The organism is Pseudomonas sp. HN2-3, from assembly GCF_020691745.1.
In the GTDB taxonomy this organism is placed as follows: Bacteria; Pseudomonadota; Gammaproteobacteria; order Pseudomonadales; family Pseudomonadaceae; genus Aquipseudomonas; species Aquipseudomonas capeferrum.
This window is the reverse complement of sequence record NZ_CP085704.1, coordinates 4,230,091-4,250,258: the sequence shown is the minus strand read 5'-3', so window position 1 is coordinate 4,250,258 and position 20,168 is coordinate 4,230,091. Positions and strand designations below refer to the sequence as shown.

The 20,168-nt window shown below is 61.9% G+C and carries 18 protein-coding genes and 5 tRNA genes; 13 read left to right on the top strand and 10 right to left on the bottom strand.

Features of this window, described 5'->3' with window-relative positions:
* Positions 1-189: 189 nt before the first annotated feature.
* The 8 genes from alaS to mgtE all read left to right on the top strand — a co-directional run bounded on the left by alaS (position 190) and on the right by mgtE (position 6,977).
* Positions 190-2,814, top strand: coding sequence for an alanine--tRNA ligase (gene alaS, locus LJX93_RS19260; protein ID WP_156310963.1), 2,625 nt, complete (start codon positions 190-192; stop codon positions 2,812-2,814).
* A gap of 83 nt (positions 2,815-2,897) precedes the next feature.
* Positions 2,898-4,133, top strand: coding sequence for an aspartate kinase (locus tag LJX93_RS19255; protein WP_227696292.1), 1,236 nt, complete (start codon positions 2,898-2,900; stop codon positions 4,131-4,133).
* Between the two features lie 163 nt (positions 4,134-4,296).
* A complete protein-coding gene (csrA, locus tag LJX93_RS19250; protein ID WP_003254503.1) occupies positions 4,297-4,485 on the top strand; it encodes a carbon storage regulator CsrA in 189 nt (62 codons plus the stop codon).
* Between the two features lie 72 nt (positions 4,486-4,557).
* Positions 4,558-4,648 (top strand) — tRNA-Ser (locus tag LJX93_RS19245).
* Between the two features lie 107 nt (positions 4,649-4,755).
* A tRNA-Arg gene (locus LJX93_RS19240) sits at positions 4,756-4,832 on the top strand.
* Positions 4,833-4,904: 72 nt separating this feature from the next.
* Positions 4,905-4,981 (top strand) — tRNA-Arg (locus LJX93_RS19235).
* 73 nt (positions 4,982-5,054) lie between these two features.
* Positions 5,055-5,131 (top strand) — tRNA-Arg (locus LJX93_RS19230).
* A gap of 403 nt (positions 5,132-5,534) precedes the next feature.
* The gene (gene mgtE / locus LJX93_RS19225) at positions 5,535-6,977 is read left to right on the top strand and encodes a magnesium transporter (RefSeq protein ID WP_033699555.1); all 1,443 of its coding nucleotides are present in this window, start codon (positions 5,535-5,537) and stop codon (positions 6,975-6,977) included.
* Positions 6,978-7,073: 96 nt separating this feature from the next.
* Here the strand turns inward: mgtE and LJX93_RS19220 are convergent, their stop codons facing one another.
* The gene (locus LJX93_RS19220; RefSeq protein ID WP_033699552.1) at positions 7,074-7,400 is read right to left on the bottom strand and encodes an Arc family DNA-binding protein; all 327 of its coding nucleotides are present in this window, start codon (positions 7,398-7,400) and stop codon (positions 7,074-7,076) included.
* 72 nt (positions 7,401-7,472) lie between these two features.
* Between LJX93_RS19220 and LJX93_RS19215 the strand changes: the two genes are divergently transcribed.
* The 3 genes from LJX93_RS19215 to LJX93_RS19205 all read left to right on the top strand — a co-directional run bounded on the left by LJX93_RS19215 (position 7,473) and on the right by LJX93_RS19205 (position 8,542).
* The gene (locus LJX93_RS19215) at positions 7,473-7,736 is read left to right on the top strand and encodes a hypothetical protein (RefSeq protein ID WP_077068496.1); all 264 of its coding nucleotides are present in this window, start codon (positions 7,473-7,475) and stop codon (positions 7,734-7,736) included.
* 12 nt (positions 7,737-7,748) lie between these two features.
* Entirely contained in the window at positions 7,749-8,378 is a 630-nt protein-coding gene (gene phnN / locus LJX93_RS19210; RefSeq protein WP_047583449.1) for a phosphonate metabolism protein/1,5-bisphosphokinase (PRPP-forming) PhnN, read from the top strand.
* 87 nt (positions 8,379-8,465) lie between these two features.
* Positions 8,466-8,542, top strand: a tRNA-Arg gene (locus LJX93_RS19205).
* Positions 8,543-8,566: 24 nt separating this feature from the next.
* Here LJX93_RS19205 and LJX93_RS19200 read toward each other — a convergent pair.
* The 5 genes from LJX93_RS19200 to LJX93_RS19180 all read right to left on the bottom strand — a co-directional run bounded on the left by LJX93_RS19200 (position 8,567) and on the right by LJX93_RS19180 (position 12,925).
* On the bottom strand, positions 8,567-8,893 hold the full coding sequence (locus tag LJX93_RS19200) for an AzlD domain-containing protein (protein WP_033699548.1): 327 nt from the start codon (positions 8,891-8,893) through the stop codon (positions 8,567-8,569).
* Positions 8,890-9,633: an AzlC family ABC transporter permease gene (locus tag LJX93_RS19195; protein ID WP_047583448.1), complete on the bottom strand. Its 744-nt coding sequence runs from the start codon at positions 9,631-9,633 to the stop codon at positions 8,890-8,892. The genes LJX93_RS19200 and LJX93_RS19195 overlap by 4 nt, the downstream gene beginning before the upstream one ends.
* A gap of 130 nt (positions 9,634-9,763) precedes the next feature.
* Positions 9,764-10,708, bottom strand: a complete 945-nt coding sequence (locus LJX93_RS19190; protein WP_400613963.1) for a dihydrodipicolinate synthase family protein — start codon at positions 10,706-10,708, stop codon at positions 9,764-9,766.
* Positions 10,709-10,745: 37 nt separating this feature from the next.
* Positions 10,746-12,119: a fosfomycin efflux MFS transporter AbaF gene (gene abaF, locus LJX93_RS19185; RefSeq protein WP_033699544.1), complete on the bottom strand. Its 1,374-nt coding sequence runs from the start codon at positions 12,117-12,119 to the stop codon at positions 10,746-10,748.
* Between the two features lie 185 nt (positions 12,120-12,304).
* Positions 12,305-12,925, bottom strand: coding sequence for a GntR family transcriptional regulator (locus LJX93_RS19180; protein WP_152604616.1), 621 nt, complete (start codon positions 12,923-12,925; stop codon positions 12,305-12,307).
* Between the two features lie 280 nt (positions 12,926-13,205).
* On the opposite strand from LJX93_RS19180, the gene LJX93_RS19175 reads away from it, so the two are divergent.
* Entirely contained in the window at positions 13,206-14,240 is a 1,035-nt protein-coding gene (locus tag LJX93_RS19175) for a sensor domain-containing diguanylate cyclase (protein ID WP_227696290.1), read from the top strand.
* Between the two features lie 72 nt (positions 14,241-14,312).
* Here the strand turns inward: LJX93_RS19175 and lpdA are convergent, their stop codons facing one another.
* The 4 genes from lpdA to LJX93_RS19155 are packed head-to-tail and all read right to left on the bottom strand — an operon-like array spanning position 14,313 to position 19,274.
* Complete coding sequence (lpdA, locus tag LJX93_RS19170) at positions 14,313-15,692, bottom strand: dihydrolipoyl dehydrogenase (protein WP_227696289.1); 1,380 nt, start codon at positions 15,690-15,692, stop codon at positions 14,313-14,315.
* Between the two features lie 2 nt (positions 15,693-15,694).
* On the bottom strand, positions 15,695-16,981 hold the full coding sequence (locus LJX93_RS19165) for a dihydrolipoamide acetyltransferase family protein (RefSeq protein WP_033699540.1): 1,287 nt from the start codon (positions 16,979-16,981) through the stop codon (positions 15,695-15,697).
* Positions 16,982-18,040, bottom strand: coding sequence for an alpha-ketoacid dehydrogenase subunit beta (locus LJX93_RS19160; protein ID WP_033699538.1), 1,059 nt, complete (start codon positions 18,038-18,040; stop codon positions 16,982-16,984). It lies immediately after the preceding gene.
* A 1-nt stretch (position 18,041) separates the two neighbouring features.
* Positions 18,042-19,274, bottom strand: a complete 1,233-nt coding sequence (locus LJX93_RS19155; RefSeq protein WP_156310986.1) for a 3-methyl-2-oxobutanoate dehydrogenase (2-methylpropanoyl-transferring) subunit alpha — start codon at positions 19,272-19,274, stop codon at positions 18,042-18,044.
* A gap of 197 nt (positions 19,275-19,471) precedes the next feature.
* Here LJX93_RS19155 and bkdR point away from each other — a divergent pair, with 197 nt between their 5' ends.
* Complete coding sequence (gene bkdR, locus LJX93_RS19150; RefSeq protein WP_027593063.1) at positions 19,472-19,957, top strand: Bkd operon transcriptional regulator BkdR; 486 nt, start codon at positions 19,472-19,474, stop codon at positions 19,955-19,957.
* The last annotated feature ends 211 nt before the right edge of the window (positions 19,958-20,168 follow it).

Below are 20,168 nucleotides of genomic sequence, written 5' to 3'. Positions count from 1 at the left end.
TGGCGAAAGGCTGCAATTAGCATCCGGTCATGTCATTTTCGTTTGCAACCGCCTGAAAACCGTCTAATCGACGTTTTCCATCGCATAAACACACTGCACCGAGCTTGCAGGACCGATATAATGCGGCCCTTTGCCGTCGTTTCGTCGACGCGTTTGCCCACCAGGGCCGCCGTTTCCGTGGAAGAACCTATGAAAAGCGCAGAAATCCGTGAAGCCTTCCTTCGCTTCTTCGAGGAGCAGGGGCATACCCGAGTCGCCTCCAGCTCCCTGATTCCGGGCAATGACCCGACCCTGCTGTTTACCAACGCCGGCATGAACCAGTTCAAGGACTGCTTCCTCGGCCAGGAAAAACGCGCCTACACCCGCGCGGTCAGCAGCCAGAAGTGCGTACGCGCCGGCGGCAAGCACAACGACCTGGAAAACGTCGGCTACACCGCGCGTCACCATACGTTCTTCGAGATGCTGGGCAACTTCAGCTTCGGCGACTATTTCAAGCGTGACGCGATCACCTACGCCTGGACCTTCCTGACCTCGGACAAGTGGCTTAACCTGCCCAAGGAAAAGCTCTGGGTTACCGTGTACGCCACCGATGACGAAGCCTACGACATCTGGACCAAGGAAATCGGCGTGCCGGCCGAGCGCATGGTGCGCATCGGTGACAACAAAGGCGCCCCCTACGCGTCCGACAACTTCTGGACCATGGGTGATACCGGCCCATGCGGCCCCTGCACCGAGATCTTCTACGACCACGGCGCCGACATCTGGGGCGGCCCACCCGGCTCCCCGGAAGAAGACGGCGACCGTTACATCGAGATCTGGAACAACGTCTTCATGCAGTTCAACCGCACCGCCGATGGCGTCTTGCACCCGCTGCCAGCCCCGTCGGTAGACACCGGCATGGGCCTGGAACGGGTCAGTGCGGTACTGCAACATGTTCACTCGAATTACGAGATCGACCTCTTTCAGAACCTGCTGAGCGCGGCGGCCAAGGCCATCGGTTGCAGCAATGACAGCCAGGCGTCGCTGAAAGTGGTCGCCGACCATATCCGTTCTTGCGGCTTCCTGATTGCCGATGGCGTGCTGCCGTCCAACGAAGGCCGTGGCTACGTGCTGCGCCGCATCATCCGCCGCGCTTGCCGCCACGGTAACAAGCTGGGTGCCAAGGGCAGCTTCTTCTACCAGATCGTTGCCGCGCTGGTGGCCGAAATGGGTGAAGCCTTCCCTGAACTGAAAAGCCAGCAGGCGCATATCGAACGCGTGCTCAAGGCTGAAGAAGAGCAGTTCGCCAAGACTCTGGAGCAAGGCCTGCGTATCCTCGAACAGGACCTGGCGCAACTGCAGGGTGACGTAGTCCCGGGTGACGTGGTGTTCAAGCTGTATGACACCTACGGTTTCCCCATGGACCTGACCGCCGACATCGCCCGTGAACGCGAGCTGACCATCGACGAAGCCGGTTTCGAGCGCGAAATGGACGCCCAGCGTGAGCGTGCCCGCTCTGCCAGTGCCTTCGGCATGGACTACAACAGCCTGGTCAAGGTCGACACCGCCACTGACTTCGTGGGCTATACCACCACCGAAGGCCAGGCCAAGGTCATCGCCCTGTACAAGGACGGCCAGGCCGTCGAGCAACTGGGCGAGGGCGAACAGGGGGTAGTGGTCCTCGATCGCACGCCGTTCTACGCCGAGTCCGGTGGCCAGGTCGGTGACTGCGGTTACCTGCAGGCTGGCGCCGTGCGCTTCGACGTGCGCGACACCACCAAGACCGGCGGTGCCTTCCTGCACCACGGTGTGGTGGCCAGCGGAGCGCTGAGCGTGGGTGCCGAGGTCGAGGCCAAGGTCGATGCCGAAGTGCAGCACGCCACTTCGCTGAACCACTCGGCCACCCACCTGCTGCACGAAGCGCTGCGCCAGGTGCTGGGCGACCACGTACAGCAGAAGGGCTCGCTGGTCGACAGCCAGCGCCTGCGTTTCGACTTCAGCCACTTCGAGGCGGTCAAGCCAGAGCAGATCAAGGCGCTGGAAGAGATCGTCAACCGTGAAGTGCGCCGCAACACCGAGGTGCTGACCGAGGTGACCGACATCGAAACCGCCAAGCGCAAAGGCGCCATGGCCCTGTTCGGCGAGAAGTACGGCGACACCGTGCGTGTGCTGAGCATGGGTGGCGATTTCTCGGTGGAGCTGTGCGGTGGTATACACGCCAAGCGCACGGGTGATATCAGCCTGTTCAAGATCATCAGCGAAGGCGGCGTGGCCTCTGGCGTACGTCGTATCGAAGCGGTTACCGGCGCGGCTGCGCTGGCCTACCTGAACGCTGCCGAAGAGCAGGTCAAGGAAGCCGCGCAACTGGTCAAGGGTAATCGTGACAACCTGATCGACAAGCTGTCGGCTGTGCTCGAGCGCAACCGTCAGCTGGAGAAGCAGCTGGAACAGCTGCAGGCCAAAGCCGCCAGCGCCGCCGGGGATGATCTCTCCAACGCGGCCGTTGAGGTCAAAGGTGCCAAGGTACTTGCCGCTCGCCTGGATGGGCAGGATGGCAAGGCCCTGCTGGCCCTGGTCGATCAGCTGAAGAACAAGCTCGGCCACGCAGTGATCCTGCTGGGCAGCGAGCATGAGGGCAAGGTCGTGCTGGTGGCCGGCGTGACCAAAGACCTCTCCAGCCAACTCAAGGCTGGCGATCTGATGAAACAAGCCGCAGCAAAAGTGGGTGGCAAGGGCGGTGGCCGTCCGGACATGGCCCAGGGTGGTGGCGTCGACGTCGCTGCGCTGGACCAGGCCCTGGCGCTGGCCGTGCCGTTCGCAGAGCAGGGACTTTGAGATGAGGGGGCCGGCGGGTAGTCGCCGGCCCCTTCATGTTGGATTGTTTTTTGGGGCCCTGTATGGGCTGAGGCACCATTGAAATGGCGTTGATCGTACAGAAATTTGGCGGCACCTCTGTCGGTTCCATCGAGCGGATCGAGCAGGTAGCCGAAAAGGTCAAGAAACACCGTGAGGCAGGCGACGACCTGGTGGTTGTGCTGTCGGCCATGAGCGGTGAAACCAATCGCCTGATCGATCTGGCCAAGCAGATCACCGATCAGCCGGTTCCACGTGAGCTGGACGTGATCGTGTCGACCGGTGAGCAGGTCACCATTGCCCTGCTAACCATGGCCTTGATCAAGCGTGGTGTGCCAGCGGTGTCCTACACCGGCAATCAGGTACGCATTCTGACCGATAGCTCGCACAACAAGGCGCGCATCCTGCAGATCGACGACCAGAAGATTCGTAACGACCTCAAGGAAGGGCGCGTGGTCGTGGTTGCAGGCTTCCAGGGCGTCGACGAGCACGGCAGCATCACCACCCTCGGCCGTGGTGGCTCCGACACCACCGGCGTGGCCCTGGCGGCGGCGCTCAAGGCCGATGAGTGCCAGATCTACACCGACGTCGATGGCGTCTACACCACTGACCCGCGCGTTGTGCCGCAGGCGCAGCGCCTGGAGAAGATCACCTTCGAAGAGATGCTGGAAATGGCCAGCCTCGGCTCCAAGGTGCTGCAGATCCGTTCGGTGGAGTTCGCCGGCAAGTACAACGTCCCGCTGCGCGTGCTGCACAGCTTCAAGGAGGGTTCAGGTACCCTCATTACCATTGATGAAGAGGAATCCATGGAACAGCCGATCATTTCCGGTATCGCCTTCAACCGTGATGAAGCCAAGCTGACCATTCGCGGCGTGCCGGACACCCCGGGCGTGGCCTTCAAGATCCTCGGCCCGATCAGCGCCTCGAACATCGAAGTCGACATGATCGTGCAGAACGTTGCGCACGATAACACCACCGACTTCACCTTCACCGTACACCGCAACGAGTACGAGAAGGCGCAAAGCGTGCTGGAAAACACCGCCCGCGAAATCGGTGCCCGTGAAGTGATCGGCGACATCAAGATCGCCAAGGTCTCGATCGTTGGCGTTGGCATGCGCTCACACGCCGGCGTTGCCAGCCGCATGTTCGAAGCCCTGGCCAAGGAGAGCATCAACATCCAGATGATCTCCACCTCCGAGATCAAGGTGTCGGTAGTGATCGAAGAGAAGTACCTGGAGCTGGCCGTACGCGCGCTGCACACCGCGTTCGAGCTCGACGCTCCTGCCCGACAGGGCGAGTAAGGCGCTGCCTGGAAGGGCGCGGCTTGCCGCGCCCTTCGCGTTTCTGCTCGCCAGGCAGGCGCTTGCCCTGCGTGGCGAACAACCAGGGCCTGGGTCGTCGTCCACGGCCAGGCCCTGATACCCAAGACTGTTACCCCTGAAAGTTATGCGTAAGGAGAAAGCTATGTTGATTCTGACTCGTCGGTGCGCCGAGAGCCTGATCATTGGAGACGGCGAGATCACCGTGACGGTGCTTGGCGTCAAAGGCAACCAGGTGCGTATTGGCGTCAGCGCCCCTAAAGAAGTGGCTGTTCACCGCGAGGAAATCTACCTGCGGATCAAGAAGGAGAAGGATGAAGAGCCAAGCCTTTAATTTTTTTGAAGTTTTTTTCAAAAAAAGGGTTGCAAAGGTGAAAGAGGTTCTTTAATATTCGCCTCGTGTTGCGGTGAGGTGGCCGAGTGGCCGAAGGCGCTCCCCTGCTAAGGGAGTATACCTCATAAGGGTATCGGGGGTTCGAATCCCCCCTTCACCGCCATTATTCGCTTAGGGCGCTGTAATCGGTAAGAACGCTAAGTCGTTGAAATTAAACGAAAAAAGTTCTTGCCAAAATGATTCAGCGGCCTATAATGCGCGGCAAGACACGGACTCATAGCTCAGCTGGATAGAGTACTCGGCTACGAACCGAGCGGTCGCAGGTTCGAATCCTGCTGAGTCCGCCACTTTTGAAGTGGCTTTGCTTACAAGGCTACTTCAAACAACCAGTGGTAATCTGGTCTAAAACTACCTATTGCGGACTCATAGCTCAGCTGGATAGAGTACTCGGCTACGAACCGAGCGGTCGCAGGTTCGAATCCTGCTGAGTCCGCCACTTTTTGAAGTGGCTCTGCTTGCAAAGCTACTTCAGACAACCAGTGGTAATCTGGTCTAAAACTACCCATTGCGGACTCATAGCTCAGCTGGATAGAGTACTCGGCTACGAACCGAGCGGTCGCAGGTTCGAATCCTGCTGAGTCCGCCACACACACAAACAAGAAGCCCGCTTATTCAAGCGGGCTTTTTGTTTTTCTGTTTCGCTGAATTGTCGGCGATGTCCAACTAAGCTTTTCTGTAATCGCTGGGGTGCCGCCAGAAGCTGGCGCGCCGCCTGCCAAGAAAACAAATGTGCTTCCTGATCCAGTACAGCCGTCGCACTGATAGCTTCGAGCGTTGTCCTAGCTTTATCTCGCAAACGATTGTTCTGGCCAAAAATTTAAGCGATCTGCCCGCCGAGGCAGTGTATGATTGCGCCCGTCAGCCCCGCCGGGGCTTGTGGAATACCACCATGGACTTACCCAGTAGTTACTCCTTAACAAGTTTCATACAGAAAGATCTGACCGATTGATTCCCCCGGCGTGCTCCGCTGCTGGGAGTGGAGCTCGCCTATGACTGAAGTAGAAGTAAAGAAAGCGCAAGAGAGCCTGCAGGATCGCCTGGCCCAGGTGGTCGAACTGCTGCAGCGTCAGCGTGTGGTCGAAGACCTCACCCACCGCCAGGAGGGTGCTCACCACGACCTGGTGGAAAACCTGGTCCACCGCCAGAACCTGGTCGAGCTGCAACGCAAGCTCGATGACCTGCACCCCGCCGACGTCGCCTACATCCTCGAAGCATTGCCCCTGGAAGACCGCCTGACGGTCTGGCAGCTGGTGCGCTCGGACCGCGACGGCGACATCCTGCTTGAAGTTTCCGATTCGGTTCGTCAGTCGCTGATCGCCGACATGGACGATCACGAACTGCTCGCCGCTGCCAAGGAAATGGACGCCGACGAACTCGCCGACCTGGCGCCGGAGCTGCCGCGCGACGTCGTTCACGAGTTGATGGAAACTCTCGATGCCCAGCAACGCGAGCGTGTGCGCTCGGCGTTGAGCTACGACGAGGAGCAGGTGGGTGCGCTGATGGACTTCGAGATGGTCACCATCCGCGAAGACGTCAGCCTCGAAGTCGTGTTGCGTTACCTGCGCCGCCTGAAAGAGTTGCCGAACCACACCGACAAACTCTTCGTGGTCGACTATGACGGCATCCTCAAGGGCGTGCTGCCTATCAAGCGTCTACTGGTCAATGATCCGGACAAGAAGGTGGCGGAGGTCATGGCGACCGACCCTGTGTCCTTCCACCCCGATGAAGATGCCTACGACGCTGCTCAAGCCTTCGAGCGTTACGACCTCGTATCCGCCCCGGTGGTGGACAAGAGCGATCGCTTGATCGGCCGTCTGACCATCGACGAAATGGTCGACCTGATCCGTGAGGAGAGCGAGAGCGAAGTGCTGAACATGGCAGGTCTGCGCGAAGAAGAAGATATCTTCGCTTCGGTCTGGCGTTCGCTGCGCAACCGCTGGGCGTGGCTGGCCATCAACCTGATCACGGCGTTCCTGGCCTCGCGCGTGATCGGCCTGTTCGAGGGGTCGATCGAGAAGCTGGTGGCGCTGGCTGCGCTGATGCCGATCGTGGCAGGTATTGGGGGTAACTCGGGTAACCAGACCATCACCATGATCGTGCGCGCCATGGCGCTGGACCAGGTGTCGCCAGGCAATACCAGTCGGTTGATGCGCAAGGAACTGGCGGTGTCGCTGCTCAACGGCCTGATCTGGGGCGGTGTGATTGGTGTGGTGGCGTTCTGGCTGTATGACAGCTGGTCGCTGGGCCTGGTGATGACCGCGGCGATGACGCTAAACCTGTTGTTGGCCGCGCTGATGGGCGTGTTGATCCCGATGACGCTGACGCGTCTGGGGCGCGATCCGGCGATGGGGTCGAGTGTGATGATCACTGCGGTTACCGACAGTGGCGGGTTCTTCATCTTCCTCGGGCTGGCGACGCTGTTCCTGCTCTGAACCCTGGCGTGTGGGGGCGGGTGAACCCGGCTCCCACAGGCAGAACCAAAAAAGCCAGCTTACGCTGGCTTTTTTGTACTCGATTGCAAGCTGACGTCAGGAAGCGTCTGCGGCCATTTCCACATCGTGAGCGATGAGGGCGACCAGAGCGTTCTGCTGTCGGTGCGACAGTTGGCGGAAGCGCTGCAGCAGCTCGCGCTCATGCAGGGACAGTTCAGGGCTGTCCAGGCGCATGCTCAGCTCGTCACCCAACGCACCTTCCTGGATAAGGCTCTGTTCCAGGCGCGCGATGATTTCGGAGTTCATGCTGCGGTGATGGTTGCGCGCTACCTCGGCAATGCGCTCACGCATCCCGTCTGGCAGGCGGACGACAAACTTGTCAGCAGTGCGGCTCGAATAAATAGCCTGTTTCAATGGGCGCATATAAATTGACCGGATTTTCTGGTTCAGGGGACGCGGTTGTCAAATTGGCCGCACGGGGGTGGAAGTACGACCGTGACGACGACAAAATGTTCAACCGACATGGAAAATTGGATGCTCATCTTGCCTCATGCTCGCCGTTTCCTTGGCGTCAATTCTGTGACAAATAGTGAGCTGGATAAAGGCTTTATGCCAGTACCAATTATCAGAAATGAGCACTGGTTTGAAAAGTTTTACCTGCCCCAACTTGCCCTGCCGTCATTCTTCTGCCGTCAAAAACTGGTAAAACGCAGCAAAAGGCCAAGAAAACACCTAGAATGCGCGGGTTTCCTTCCTTAGAGCATAGTGGCTATGCAACATGACGCAAGCGCTCGTCGATCAGCGACAGGCCGGCTGATATTTCTCATAGGACCCTCGGGTTCCGGGAAAGATTCCCTGATCGATGCCGCGCGCGAACAACTTGTTGCAGCCGGGGTGCAAATCGCCCGTCGCGTCATCACCCGTTCGGCCGAAGCCAAGGGTGAAGCTGCCCATGGCGTCACTGCCGAGCAGTTCGAAGCGCTGTGTGCCCAAGGTGCTTTCGCCATGCACTGGCGCGCCAATGGCCTGGGTTACGGCATCCCGCTACAGGTCGATCAATGGCTGCAGGCGGGCAGGCCGGTACTGGTCAACGGTTCCCGGGCCTACCTGAGCGAAGCGCGGCGGCGCTACCCAGACCTTCTGCCGGTGCTCATCGACGTGAAACTGCAGGTGCTGCGCGAGCGCTTGCTTGCCAGAGGCCGGGAGACCGCGCAAGAGATCGAGCAGCGCCTGGCACGTAACAGCGGGCTGCAGGCGGTCGCCGATCCGTCAGTGCATGTGTTGGACAACTCCACCACGCTCGAAGCGGCGGTGACCAGGTTGTTCAAACTGCTGCACGATGAAGGCGTGATTGCCGGGCCAGACGCGCCCGGCACCGGCCCGCAGAAAAGGATTACGTGAAAAAGGCCTGTTGCAGCATGACAAACGCCAGCATGCTGGTTAACATGCTGGCCGTCCAACCGTGCAGTGCTCACTGCCGGTGTTTGCGTCTCAGTAGCTCAATTGGATAGAGCATCCCCCTCCTAAGGGGAAGGTTGCAGGTTCAATTCCTGCCTGGGACGCCATTTCTTCACACCCTCCGCCAAAGCCTACAGCCCCCAGTGCTTCAACGCCCACAGCGCGCCCATGCCCACGCCCAGCGTCAGCAGCGTGCTGCGCGTGCGCCAGGCAACCAGGCCCGCGAGTATCGCGGCCGGTATCTGCGGGTTCAGCCAGTCGAAGTCGGCCTGCCGGTCAGGCAGCACCACGGCCGGCAGCACCAGTGCGGCCAGCACGCTGGCCGGCACATACGCCAGGGCGCGGCGAAACAGCGGCGGTATGCGCAGCACGGCGTAGAACTCGATGAACGACAAGCGCACCGCGAAGGTGCCCAGGCCGATCAGCAAGAAGGTCATCCACGGGGTCATTTCGCTCATGATGCTTCCTGTTCGCGGTTTTCATCAGCCACAGGCTGCACGGTTCTGCCTTTTTGCAGGCGCTCGAGGAGCAGGCCGGCGATGATCCCGCCCAGTGCACCCGCCAACAGGCCCAGGTTATAGGGCAGGTCTACCGCCAGCACGGCGAGTACACCACCGGTCAATGCCGCGCCAATGGTCGCCGGGCTGCGCAGGCTGGGGATCAGCAGCGCCAGGAACGACAAGGGGATGGCAAAGCCCAGGGACCAGTCTTCCGGGATGCCCGCGCCCAGGTATATGCCGGCCAGCACCGAGAGGTTCCAGCCGAACCACATGGTGATGGCCGTGCCGGCGTAGTAGTGGAAGGCGAAACGGCCCAGTTCCCCCGAGGCCATTTTCAACGAACACAAGGCAAAGGACTGGTCCGAAAGCAGGTAGGCCATCGGCCACTTGTGCCGCCGTGGCAGATGGCCAAGGTGCGGGGCCAGGCTGGCGCTGTACATCAGGAAGCGGAGGTTGATCACCAGCGCCGTGACCACCATGGTTACCGGCAGGGCGCTGTTCTGCATCAACTGCATCACCACCATTTGCGCCGAGCCTGAATAGAACAGCAAGGTCATGCCGATGGCATCGGCGGGCGACAGGCCCATGCCGATGGCCGTGACCCCGGTGATCAAGCCGAACGGCACGACCCCGGAGGTCAACGGCAGGACGCTGTGGGCGCCCTGTCTGAACGCTTGGGTCGCGCTGGGGTACGGCATTTGAAGTCCTTGACGGTGTCCGGGAGGGCGAGGGTTGCTGCCAAGGTAATGCCCGTGAAAGTTGGCCGCAAGGGTAGATCTTACACACTGCTGCCCCCTGCCCAAGGGAAGGGGGCATGGCTGCGCGTTGTCAGTCCACGTTGTTGGCCGCCGACCAGTCGGCGTACCAGGCGCGGAACAGCGCGTACTGCTGTTCGGCATAGTGGCGCTGGGCGTCGGTCAATGCATCGGTTTCGTTGAAGTGCAGGGCGTATTCCGGGTTGCCGTTGAGCACCATCAGGTGCTTGTAGTACAGCACCAGGTCGCAGCCTTCATCGAAGGACGACAGCACGGCCAGGGCCGCTTCCAGTTCCCCGGCAAGGCGCCGCGCTTTGGCATCGCCCTGGGCTGCACGTTTGGCCAGCGCCACCAGGTGCAGCACCTCGCGCGGCAGCGCATTGCCAATGCCGGTGATGGCGCCGGTGGCATTGCAGTTGACGAACCCGTGCACCACCTGGGTATCGACGCCCACCATCAAGGTGACGTCATCATCTTTGGAGGTGATGAACTCTGCGGCATAACGCATATCCGCAGCGCCGCCGAACTCCTTGAAGCCGATCAGGTTGGGGTGCTCGCGGCGCAGTTCGAAAAACAGGTCGGCGCGGGTCGCGAACCCGTAGTACGGGCTGTTGTAGATCACCGCCGGCAGCTGCGGGGCGGCATCGAGGATGGCCTTGAAGTGGGCCTTCTGGGCCACTGCCGACGCACCACGGGACAGCACACGGGGGATCACCATCAACCCCTGGGCGCCAACCTTAGCAGCATGGGCGGCATGGGCCACGGCTTCGCGGGAGTTGACCGCACCGGTGCCGACGATGGTCGGGATGCCGGCCGCTACCAGGCGTGCCACCCCCTCCTGGCGCTCTGCCTCGGTGAGCAGCGGCCAGTCGCCCATGGAGCCGCAATACACCACGGCGCTCATGCCAGCTTCGATCAGTTCGCGGCCTTTGCGCACCAGGGCGTCAAAATCGGGCTTGCGCTCGGGGGTGCACGGGGTCATCAGTGCGGGGATGGTGCCGGTGAAGATGTTGCTCATGGTCATTACCTCGAGGGTTATCGTTCTTGTTGGTCTGTCAGCGGTCGGCGGTGCGTGCCAGGGATTCTTCATCCACCGCCCGCAGCGACTTGCCACGTGTTTCCCTGGCACCGGCGACGGCAATGATCGAGATCACGGCGGAGGCCACCAGGTACCAGGCGATCGGCGTTGAGCTGTTGTATTCCTTCAGCAGGGTCACGGCGATCAGCGGCGCCAGCGAACCGGCCAGGATCGGCGCCACCTGGTAGCACAGCGACAGGGCGGTGTAGCGCACATGTGTCGGGAACAGTTCGGCCATCAGGGCGGAGTAGGGCGCGTAGGTCATCGACTCGATGGCCAGGCCCAGGGTGATGGCCGCCATGATCAGCCAGTCGTTGCCGGTGTCCATCATCGGGAAGCCGACGAAGCCCCAGAACGCGGTGAGCACGGCGCCGATCAGGTACACAGGCTTACGGCCGATGATGTCCGAGAGGTAGCCCATGAGCGGGATCATGAAGAAGTGCAGCAGGTGAGCGCCAAACATCAGCAGCAGGATCTCTGACGTGTCCTTGTGCACCACCAGCTTCAGGTAGGTGATGGAGAAGGTGACGACGATGTAGTAGAGGATGTTCTCCGCAAACCGGGCACCGATGCCGATCAGCACTTCGCGCCAGTATTTGGTGACCACCTCGACCACGCCCAGTTGCTGGCTTTCCACCCGCTGCTGGCGGGCCTGGGCTTCTTTGAAGATGGGCGCATCATCGACCCGGGTGCGGATCCAGTAGCCAATCAGCACCACCACGGCCGAGAACCAGAAGGCGACGCGCCAGCCCCAGTCGAGAAATTGCGCTTCGGACAGGTTGGTCGAGAGCAGCAGAAGGATGACCGTGGCAATCAGGTTGCCTGCCGGCACGCCCGCTTGCGGCCAGCTGGCCCAGAAGCCGCGACGGTTGTCCGGGCTGTGTTCGGACACCAGCAGCACGGCCCCACCCCATTCGCCGCCAAAGGCAAAGCCTTGGATCAATCTCAATACCACCAGCAGGATGGGGGCGGCATAGCCGATGCGTTCGAAGGTGGGCAGGCAGCCCATGAGGAAGGTGGTCACCCCGACCACGATCAGGCTGATCTGCAGCAAGTGTTTGCGCCCGACCTTGTCACCGTAGTGGCCAAATACCAGGCCGCCGATGGGGCGGGCGAGAAAGCCCACGGCATAGAGGGCGAATGCCGCGATGATGCCGTCCATCGCGCTACCGGTCTGGCGGAAGAACAGTTGGCCGAAGACCAGCGCGGACGCGGTGCCATACAGGAAGAATTCGTACCACTCGGCAACGGCGCCCGCCATTGCGGCTGCCACCACGCGTTTGATGCCCGCAGGCGCCTTTTCTGCTGTGTTCGCGGCACTCACTGATGCCGCAGTTGTGGGTGTGGTCATCGTTTTGCACTCCGATACGTATTATTGGAAGAAGGAGTAGGCAGTTCGGCATCGTTGGGTGCCGTCCATTCCTTATATTGTATTTCGTATACGATATCTAGATAAGCAAAAACGAAGCCAAGGACAGGCGGTCGCGGGCGGGCGGCGCTCGCTATACGCCACCCTAAAAATCAAGGCAGGGCTGCTCAGTTATGGGGCAGATGATCGTAAAGGCTTTGGCACACCCCATTGATGTGCGTCTCGATCAGCCGGGCAGCCAGCTCCACGTCCCGTGCGCGGCAGGCGGCGACAATGTCGCGATGCTCGTGATCCGCGCGGTCCTTGCCGGCCGACAAGCTCATCTGCATGCGCAGATAGCGTTCGACCTTGTCATGGATGGAGCGAATCAGGCCGATCAGGTAGGGGCGTTTTGCGGGCTCGTACAAACACGCATGCAGCGCCCAGTTGAGGTCGGCCCAGCGGCCGATATCGTCCTCGCCGATGAACTCCGCGCAGATGGCTTCGGCACGGGCAAAGTGCGCTTCGGTCATGTTGGGGATCGCCAGGCGAATCGCCTTCACCTCCAGCAGCACCCTGACCTCGAACATCTGCGCCAGCTCAGGCTCGGAAATGCGCGTAACCAGGGCACCACGGTTGCGATGAAAGTCCACCAGGCCTTCCGCTTCAAGGCGTTTCAACGCCTCGCGCACCGGAATCTTGCTGACATTGAAGGCCTGCGCCACCTCGTCCTGGCGCACCGGTTCGCCTTCGGCGAGCTGCCCCGAGATGATCGCCTCGCGCAGGTGCTTGGCGATGATTTCGGACATCGAAGGTGTGGCACCCAGGTTGGTAGCTTTGAACGACGGCAGCGGCACGGGATTTTCCAGCAATCAGGCTTTGTGGATATCTTATACGAAACGCAATGCCAGCCAAACCAGCCGCCGCCGCGAGGCCCATCGAGAAATAGCCCCTTGGTACTATTCCGGTTGCACCCTGGCGGGCATATGCTTGCCCGTCAGCGGCATTGCCTTGCCGCCTGCGGCACCTATCAAAACTGTCGGCAGCTCTTGACCGGGGCGCAGTTGCTGGACATCAGGGAGAGCGTCCATGAGTCACAACACCAGGCCGGCACCCGCCGGCTTCAGTGAGCAGCAGCTGCATACCTTGTTCGAATTGATCAGCGACGGCATCTGGGACTGGAATGCCAACACTGGCTACGTCTATCGCAACCCGGGTTGGTACGCCATGCTCGGCTACGCCAGCCATTCCATGGCCAACTCGGTGCTGACCTGGGAAAGCGTGATCCACCCGGAGGACTATCCGCGGGTAATGGCGCACTTCGAGGCCTACATCACCCAACGCAACGAGCGCTACCTGATCGAGTACCGATGTCGTTGCCAGGATGGCAGTTATCTGTGGGTCGAAGACAGCGGCTACATCATCGCCCGCAACAGCGACGGCTCGGTGGCGCGCATGCTTGGCGCCCACCGCAACATCGATGCCGGCAAGCGGCGGGTAGCGCAGCTTGAGCAACAGAACCTGTCGCTGGAAAGCCTGGTGGCCGAACGCACCCGTGAGTTGTCCTGTGTCAACCAGCAGTTGCAGCGCCAGCTGGATGAAAACCGCGAATTAGCCGAGCGCGATGCGTTGACCCGGATCGCCAATCGCTATCGGCTGGACAAGGTGCTGCAGCAGGAATGCGAGCGGAGCCAACGCTTCCGCCAGCCGTTGTCGCTGATTGCCATGGACGTGGATGACTTCAAACCGATCAATGACCGCTATGGCCATGCCCGTGGCGATGCGGCGCTGGTCCAGGTGGTCGACAACCTGCGGACCTGCCTGCGCGAATATGACCTGCGGGCGCGTTGGGGCGGCGATGAGTTCGTCATTGTGCTGCCGCAGACGCTGCTGGACGAGGCGCTTGAAGTGGCTGCAAGGTTGCGCCAGGTGATGGAGAAGGTGGAGCCGGTCGGCGAGTGTCGCCTGACCATGAGCTATGGGGTGGTGCAGTGGCAGGAAGGTGATGCGCCGGATGACCTGCTGGCCCGTGCCGACAAGGCCCTGTACCGGGCCAAGGGGGCGGGCAAGAACGCGATAGCAGATGACCTGACTGCGCTTGCAGAACAACACGGATCTTGCTGATTTAGCGGGTGCCTGAGGGGAGCGGTTTTACCCGCACCCCCAGGGACTCAATCGGCCTGAGCCCTTTCAGCGTCAGATATGCAGGGCGTGGCCCAGCGCACGCAATGCCGCTTCCTGGACCGCTTCACCCAACGTCGGGTGGGCGTGGATGGTGCCCGCGATATCTTCCAGGCATGCGCCCATTTCCAGTGACTGGGCAAAGGCCGTGGACAATTCCGAAACGGCCACGCCCACCGCCTGCCAACCCAGGATCAGGTGATTGTCGCGGCGCGCTACCACGCGCACGAAGCCGGCTTTGGACTCAAGGCTCATGGCCCGGCCGTTGGCGGCGAACGGGAACTGCGCGACGATGCAGTCAAGGCCCTGCTGGCTGGCCTGCTCAGGCGTCTTGCCGACCACCACGATCTCCGGGTCGGTAAAGCACACCGCAGCGATTGCGCTGGGTTCGAAGCGCCGTGCCTTGCCAGCGATGATCTCGGCGACCATCTCGCCCTGGGCCATGGCCCGGTGCGCGAGCATCGGTTCACCGGCCACGTCGCCGATGGCCCAGACATTGTGCATGCTGGTCTGGCAGCGCTCGTCAATGGCGATGGCGGCGCCGTTCATCTTCAGCGCCAGGGATTCAAGGTTGAAACCCTGGGTGCGGGGGCGGCGGCCCACGGCCACCAGTACCCGGTCCGCTTCCAGGCGCAGTTGCTCGCCCTGGCCGTCACGGGCCAGCAGGCAGCCGTTATCGTAACCCTCGACGCTATGGCCCAGGTGCACGGCGATGCCCAACTTCTTCAGCGCCTCGGCCACCGGGGCAGTCAGTTCGCTGTCGTAGGTTGGCAGGATGCGCTCGCGTGCTTCCACCACGCTCACCTGTGCGCCCAGCTTGCGGTAGGCGATACCCAGCTCCAGGCCGATATAGCCACCGCCTACCACCACCAGGTGCTGCGGCAAGGCCGCCGGTGCCAGTGCCTCGGTCGAGGAAATGATCGGCCCGCCCAGCGGCAGCATCGGCAGTTCGACGCTGTTGGAGCCTGTAGCCAGCAGCAGGTGCTCGCACTGGATGCGCTGGCCATCGACGTCGACATGCTTGCCGTCGAGGATCTTCGCCCAGCCGTGGATCACCTTGACCCCGTGCTTTTTCAGCAAGGCCGCAACCCCACTGGTCAGGCGGTCGACGATACCGTCTTTCCAGGCCACGCTCTGGGTGATGTCCAGGCGCGGCGCGCTGACACTGATGCCCAGTGCCGACGGCGCGGTGTACCGCGAGGTCTGGTGAAACTGCTCGGCGACATGGATCAATGCCTTGGAGGGAATGCAGCCGACGTTCAGGCAAGTGCCGCCCAGCGCCTGGCCTTCGACCAGCACGGTGGGGATACCCAGTTGCCCGGCGCGGATGGCGGCCACATAGCCGCCAGGACCGCCGCCGATGATCAGCAGGGTGGTTTCGATAGTCTGTTGCATGCTCACTCCACGAACAGGCAGGCGGGTTGTTCAAGCAGGCCACGCACGGCCTGGATGAACAGCGCGGCATCCATGCCATCGACCACCCGGTGGTCGAACGAGCTGGACAGGTTCATCATCTTGCGCACGACGATCTGGCCGTCGATCACCATCGGCCGCTCGACCATGCGGTTGACGCCGACGATCGCCACTTCCGGGGTGTTGACCACCGGCGTACTGACGATGCCGCCCAACGCACCGAGGCTGGTCAGGGTGATGGTCGAGCCGGACAGTTCTTCGCGGCTGGCCTTGTTGCTGCGCGCGGCAGTGGCCAGGCGCGAGATTTCGCTGGCATTGCCCCACAAGTTGCCGGCTTCGGCATGGCGCAGCACCGGCACCATCAGGCCGTTGTCACCCTGGGTGGCGATGCCCACATGCACCGCGCCATGGCGGGTGATGATCTGTGCTTCGTCGTCATAGGTGGCGTTGATCTGCGGGAAGTCGCGCAGGGCCACGACCAGGGCGCGGACCAGGAACGGCAGCAAGGTCAACTTGCCACGGCTGTCGCCGTGCTTCTGGTTGAGCTGCTGGCGCAGGGCTTCCAGGGCGGTGACGTCGATTTCCTCGACATAGCTGAAGTGCGCGACCCGGCGCTTGGCGTCCTGCATGCGCTGGGCGATCTTGCGGCGCAGGCCGATGACTTGCACCTGCTCGCTGTCGGTACGCTTGGCGTAGCCGCTCGGGGCTTGCCCGGCTGCGGTCTGCGGTTTGCTCATGAAACCGTCGAGGTCTTCGTGCAGGATGCGCCCGGCCGGGCCGCTGCCGTGCACGTAGCGCAGTTCGATACCGGCATCCAGCGCACGTTTGCGCACGGCCGGAGAGGCCAGTGGCTTGTCGCCGGCCTGGCGCGGCACGATGGGCGCGGCGGTGTGGGGGGCTGCGCCCTGGCAGGCGGGCGCTGGCACTGCGGCACGCGGTTGCGGCGTGCTCGCGACTGGCGCGACAACTGCCTCGGCCGGCTTGGTGTCGGCCGGCTTGCCCTGCGGCGCGTCGACATGGTTGCCGCTGCCCTCTACTTCGATGCGGATCAGCTCGCTGCCGACCGCCATCACTTCACCCGGCTGGCCACCCAAGGCCAGCACCTTGCCGCTGACCGGCGAAGGGATTTCCACGGTCGCCTTGTCGGTCATGACATCGGCCACTACCTGGTCCTCGGCGATCACATCGCCGACCTTGACGAACCACTCGACCAACTCGACCTGTGCGATGCCTTCGCCAATGTCCGGCATCTTGATGACGTGCGTGCCCATTCAGACCTCCATGACCCGTTTCAATGCCGCACCTACCCGCGAAGGCCCTGGGAAGTAAGCCCATTCCTGTGCGTGGGGGTAGGGGGTGTCCCAGCCGGTGACGCGCTCGATCGGCGCTTCGAGGTGATGGAAGCAGTGTTCCTGAACCAGCGACACCAGCTCGGCACCGAAACCACAGGTACGGGTGGCCTCATGCACCACCACGCAGCGGCCGGTCTTCTTCACCGACGCGACGATGGTTTCCAGGTCCAGCGGCCACAGGCTGCGCAGGTCGATGACTTCGGCGTCGACGCCGGTCTCCTCGGCGGCCACCTGGGCCACGTAGACCGTGGTGCCGTAGGTCAGCACGGTGACATCATTGCCCGGGCGGGTGATCGCCGCCTTGTCCAGTGGCACGGTGTAATAGCCATCCGGCACGGCGCTGTGCGGGTGCTTCGCCCAGGGCGTCACAGGGCGGTCGTGGTGGCCGTCGAACGGGCCGTTGTAGAGGCGCTTGGGCTCGAGGAAGATGACCGGGTCGTCGCATTCGATCGAGGCGATCAGCAGGCCCTTGGCGTCATAGGGGTTGGACGGCATGACCGTGCGCAGTCCGCACACCTGGGTGAACATCGCCTCCGGGCTCTGGCTGTGGGTCTGGCCGCCGTAGATTCCACCCCCGCACGGCATGCGCAGGGTCAGCGGCGAGATGAACTCGCCGGCCGAGCGATACCGCAGGCGGGCCATTTCCGAGACGATCTGGTCGGACGCAGGGTAGAAATAGTCGGCAAACTGGATTTCCACCACCGGGCGCAGGCCGTAGGCACCCATGCCCACAGCGGTGCCGACGATACCGCTTTCGGAGATCGGCGCGTCGAACACGCGCGACTTGCCGTATTTGTTCTGCAGGCCTTCGGTGCAGCGGAACACGCCGCCGAAGTAACCGACGTCCTGGCCATAGACCACGACATTGTCGTCACGCTCAAGCATGATATCCATGGCCGAGCGCAGGGCCTGGATCATGGTCATGGTAGTGGTGGCCATGGCGGTTTCCGGGTTGATGCTGTTGTTATGGTCGTTCATCTCAAACCCCCAGTTCCTGGCGTTGACGGCGCAGGTGTTCGGGCATTTCCTTGTACACGTCCTCGAACATCGAGGCTGCGCTCGGGATGTGGCCGTTGGCCAGGGTGCCGTACTGTTCGGCTTCCTTCTGCGCCGCGATGACCGCAGCTTCGAACTCGGCGGTGACGGCCTGGTGTTCTTGCTCGGACCAGTGGCCGATCTTGATCAGGTGCTGCTTCAGGCGGGCGATCGGGTCGCCCAGCGGGAAGTGGCTCCAGTCATCGGCGGGGCGGTACTTGGACGGGTCGTCGGAGGTCGAGTGCGGGCCGGCACGGTAGGTGACCCACTCGATCAGGCAAGGACCCAGACCACGGCGGGCGCGTTCGGCAGCCCAGCGCGAGGCGGCGTAGACAGCGACGAAGTCGTTGCCGTCGACGCGCAGCGAGGCGATGCCGCACCCTACGCCACGGCCGGCGAAGGTGGTCGATTCACCGCCAGCAATCGCCTGGAAGGTGGAGATCGCCCACTGGTTGTTGACCACGTTGAGGATCACCGGCGCGCGGTACACATGGGCGAAGGTCAGGGCGGTGTGGAAGTCCGACTCGGCAGTGGCGCCGTCGCCGATCCAGGCCGAGGCGATCTTGGTATCGCCCTTGATCGCCGAGGCCATGGCCCAGCCGACCGCCTGCACGAACTGGGTCGCCAGGTTGCCGCTGATGGTGAAGAAACCTGCCTCGCGCACCGAATACATGATCGGCAGTTGGCGGCCCTTGAGCGGGTCACGCTCGTTGGACAGCAGCTGGCAGATCATCTCCACCAGCGACACGTCGCGGGCCATGAGGATGCTCTGCTGGCGGTAGGTGGGGAAGCACATGTCGGTGCGGTTCAGCGCCAGGGCCTGGGCGCTGCCGATGGCTTCCTCGCCCAGGCTCTGCATGTAGAAGGACATCTTTTTCTGGCGCTGGGCAACCACCATGCGGCTGTCGAAGATACGCGTCTTGAGCATGGCGCGCATGCCTTGACGCAGGACCATTGGGTCGATGTCCTCGGCCCACGGGCCAAGTGCGTCGCCATGCTCGTCCAGCACTCTGATCAAGCTGTTGGACAGCTCGGCGGTGTCGGCAGCGTCGACGTCGATCGAAGGTTTACGGGCAATACCTGCATCGTTCAGACGCAGGTAGGAAAAATCGGTCTGGCAGCCTGGCCGGCCGGTTGGCTCGGGCACATGCAAACGCAGGGGGGCGTACTCGTTCATGCTTTTTACGCTCGCTCGAATGTTGTTTTTGTGAGCTCTGAAGCGGCCGCCGCTGAGTACCGGCTCGTGACTGGCAAGTCAGCGTCCCCTACATCTTAGTGGCACGGCAGAAGAATATTTCTCTCAAGTTGGTTGCCTTTGCCGACGGGCGCAGATAAACATTCCGCATAAACACAAAAAACCGGTGAATTTGTCTCATGCGCAAACTCGATCGTACCGATATCGGCATTCTCAACAGCCTTCAGGAAAACGCCCGCATCACCAATGCAGAGCTGGCGCGTTCGGTTAACCTGTCGCCCACCCCCTGTTTCAACCGGGTCAAGGCCATGGAGGAACTTGGGGTGATCCGCCAGCAGGTGACCTTGTTGTCACCGGAGGCGCTGGGGCTGGATGTGAATGTGTTCATCCATGTGAGCCTGGAAAAACAGGTGGAGCAGTCGCTGCACCGGTTCGAGGAGGAGATCGCCGAGCGCCCCGAGGTGATGGAGTGCTACCTGATGACCGGCGACCCGGACTACCTGCTGCGGGTGCTGTTGCCGAGCATTCAGGCGCTGGAGCGGTTTCTCGATTACCTGACGCGGTTGCCGGGAGTGGCGAACATTCGCTCGAGTTTTGCCTTGAAGCAGGTGCGCTACAAGACCGCCTTGCCGTTGCCGGCCAATGGCATGACCCTGCGCGAATAAAGGGTTGCCAGTGCTGGCCTCTTCGCGGGACAAGCCCGCTCCCACACCGGTGAATCAAAGAGCAACAGGGTACCTGTGGGAGCGGGCTCGCCCCGCGAAGAGGCCGGCACTGGCAACCCAGTAGGTGCTTGATATTTTAAACACCCCCAGCCTATGTTGTTGTCAGCCATAACAACAAGGACACGCGTCATGACCACCGCAGGCCAGAGCA

Coding starts and splice junctions, on each gene's coding strand:
- alaS (WP_156310963.1), top strand. CDS start 190: ATGAAAAGCGCAGAAATCCGTGAAGCCTTCCTTCGCTTCTTCGAGGAG.
- LJX93_RS19255 (WP_227696292.1), top strand. CDS start 2,898: ATGGCGTTGATCGTACAGAAATTTGGCGGCACCTCTGTCGGTTCCATC.
- csrA (WP_003254503.1), top strand. CDS start 4,297: ATGTTGATTCTGACTCGTCGGTGCGCCGAGAGCCTGATCATTGGAGAC.
- mgtE (WP_033699555.1), top strand. CDS start 5,535: ATGACTGAAGTAGAAGTAAAGAAAGCGCAAGAGAGCCTGCAGGATCGC.
- LJX93_RS19220 (WP_033699552.1), bottom strand. CDS start 7,400: ATGCGCCCATTGAAACAGGCTATTTATTCGAGCCGCACTGCTGACAAG.
- phnN (WP_047583449.1), top strand. CDS start 7,749: ATGCAACATGACGCAAGCGCTCGTCGATCAGCGACAGGCCGGCTGATA.
- LJX93_RS19200 (WP_033699548.1), bottom strand. CDS start 8,893: ATGAGCGAAATGACCCCGTGGATGACCTTCTTGCTGATCGGCCTGGGC.
- LJX93_RS19195 (WP_047583448.1), bottom strand. CDS start 9,633: ATGCCGTACCCCAGCGCGACCCAAGCGTTCAGACAGGGCGCCCACAGC.
- LJX93_RS19190 (WP_400613963.1), bottom strand. CDS start 10,708: ATGAGCAACATCTTCACCGGCACCATCCCCGCACTGATGACCCCGTGC.
- abaF (WP_033699544.1), bottom strand. CDS start 12,119: ATGACCACACCCACAACTGCGGCATCAGTGAGTGCCGCGAACACAGCA.
- LJX93_RS19180 (WP_152604616.1), bottom strand. CDS start 12,925: ATGTCCGAAATCATCGCCAAGCACCTGCGCGAGGCGATCATCTCGGGG.
- LJX93_RS19175 (WP_227696290.1), top strand. CDS start 13,206: ATGAGTCACAACACCAGGCCGGCACCCGCCGGCTTCAGTGAGCAGCAG.
- lpdA (WP_227696289.1), bottom strand. CDS start 15,692: ATGCAACAGACTATCGAAACCACCCTGCTGATCATCGGCGGCGGTCCT.
- LJX93_RS19165 (WP_033699540.1), bottom strand. CDS start 16,981: ATGGGCACGCACGTCATCAAGATGCCGGACATTGGCGAAGGCATCGCA.
- LJX93_RS19160 (WP_033699538.1), bottom strand. CDS start 18,040: ATGAACGACCATAACAACAGCATCAACCCGGAAACCGCCATGGCCACC.
- LJX93_RS19155 (WP_156310986.1), bottom strand. CDS start 19,274: ATGAACGAGTACGCCCCCCTGCGTTTGCATGTGCCCGAGCCAACCGGC.
- bkdR (WP_027593063.1), top strand. CDS start 19,472: ATGCGCAAACTCGATCGTACCGATATCGGCATTCTCAACAGCCTTCAG.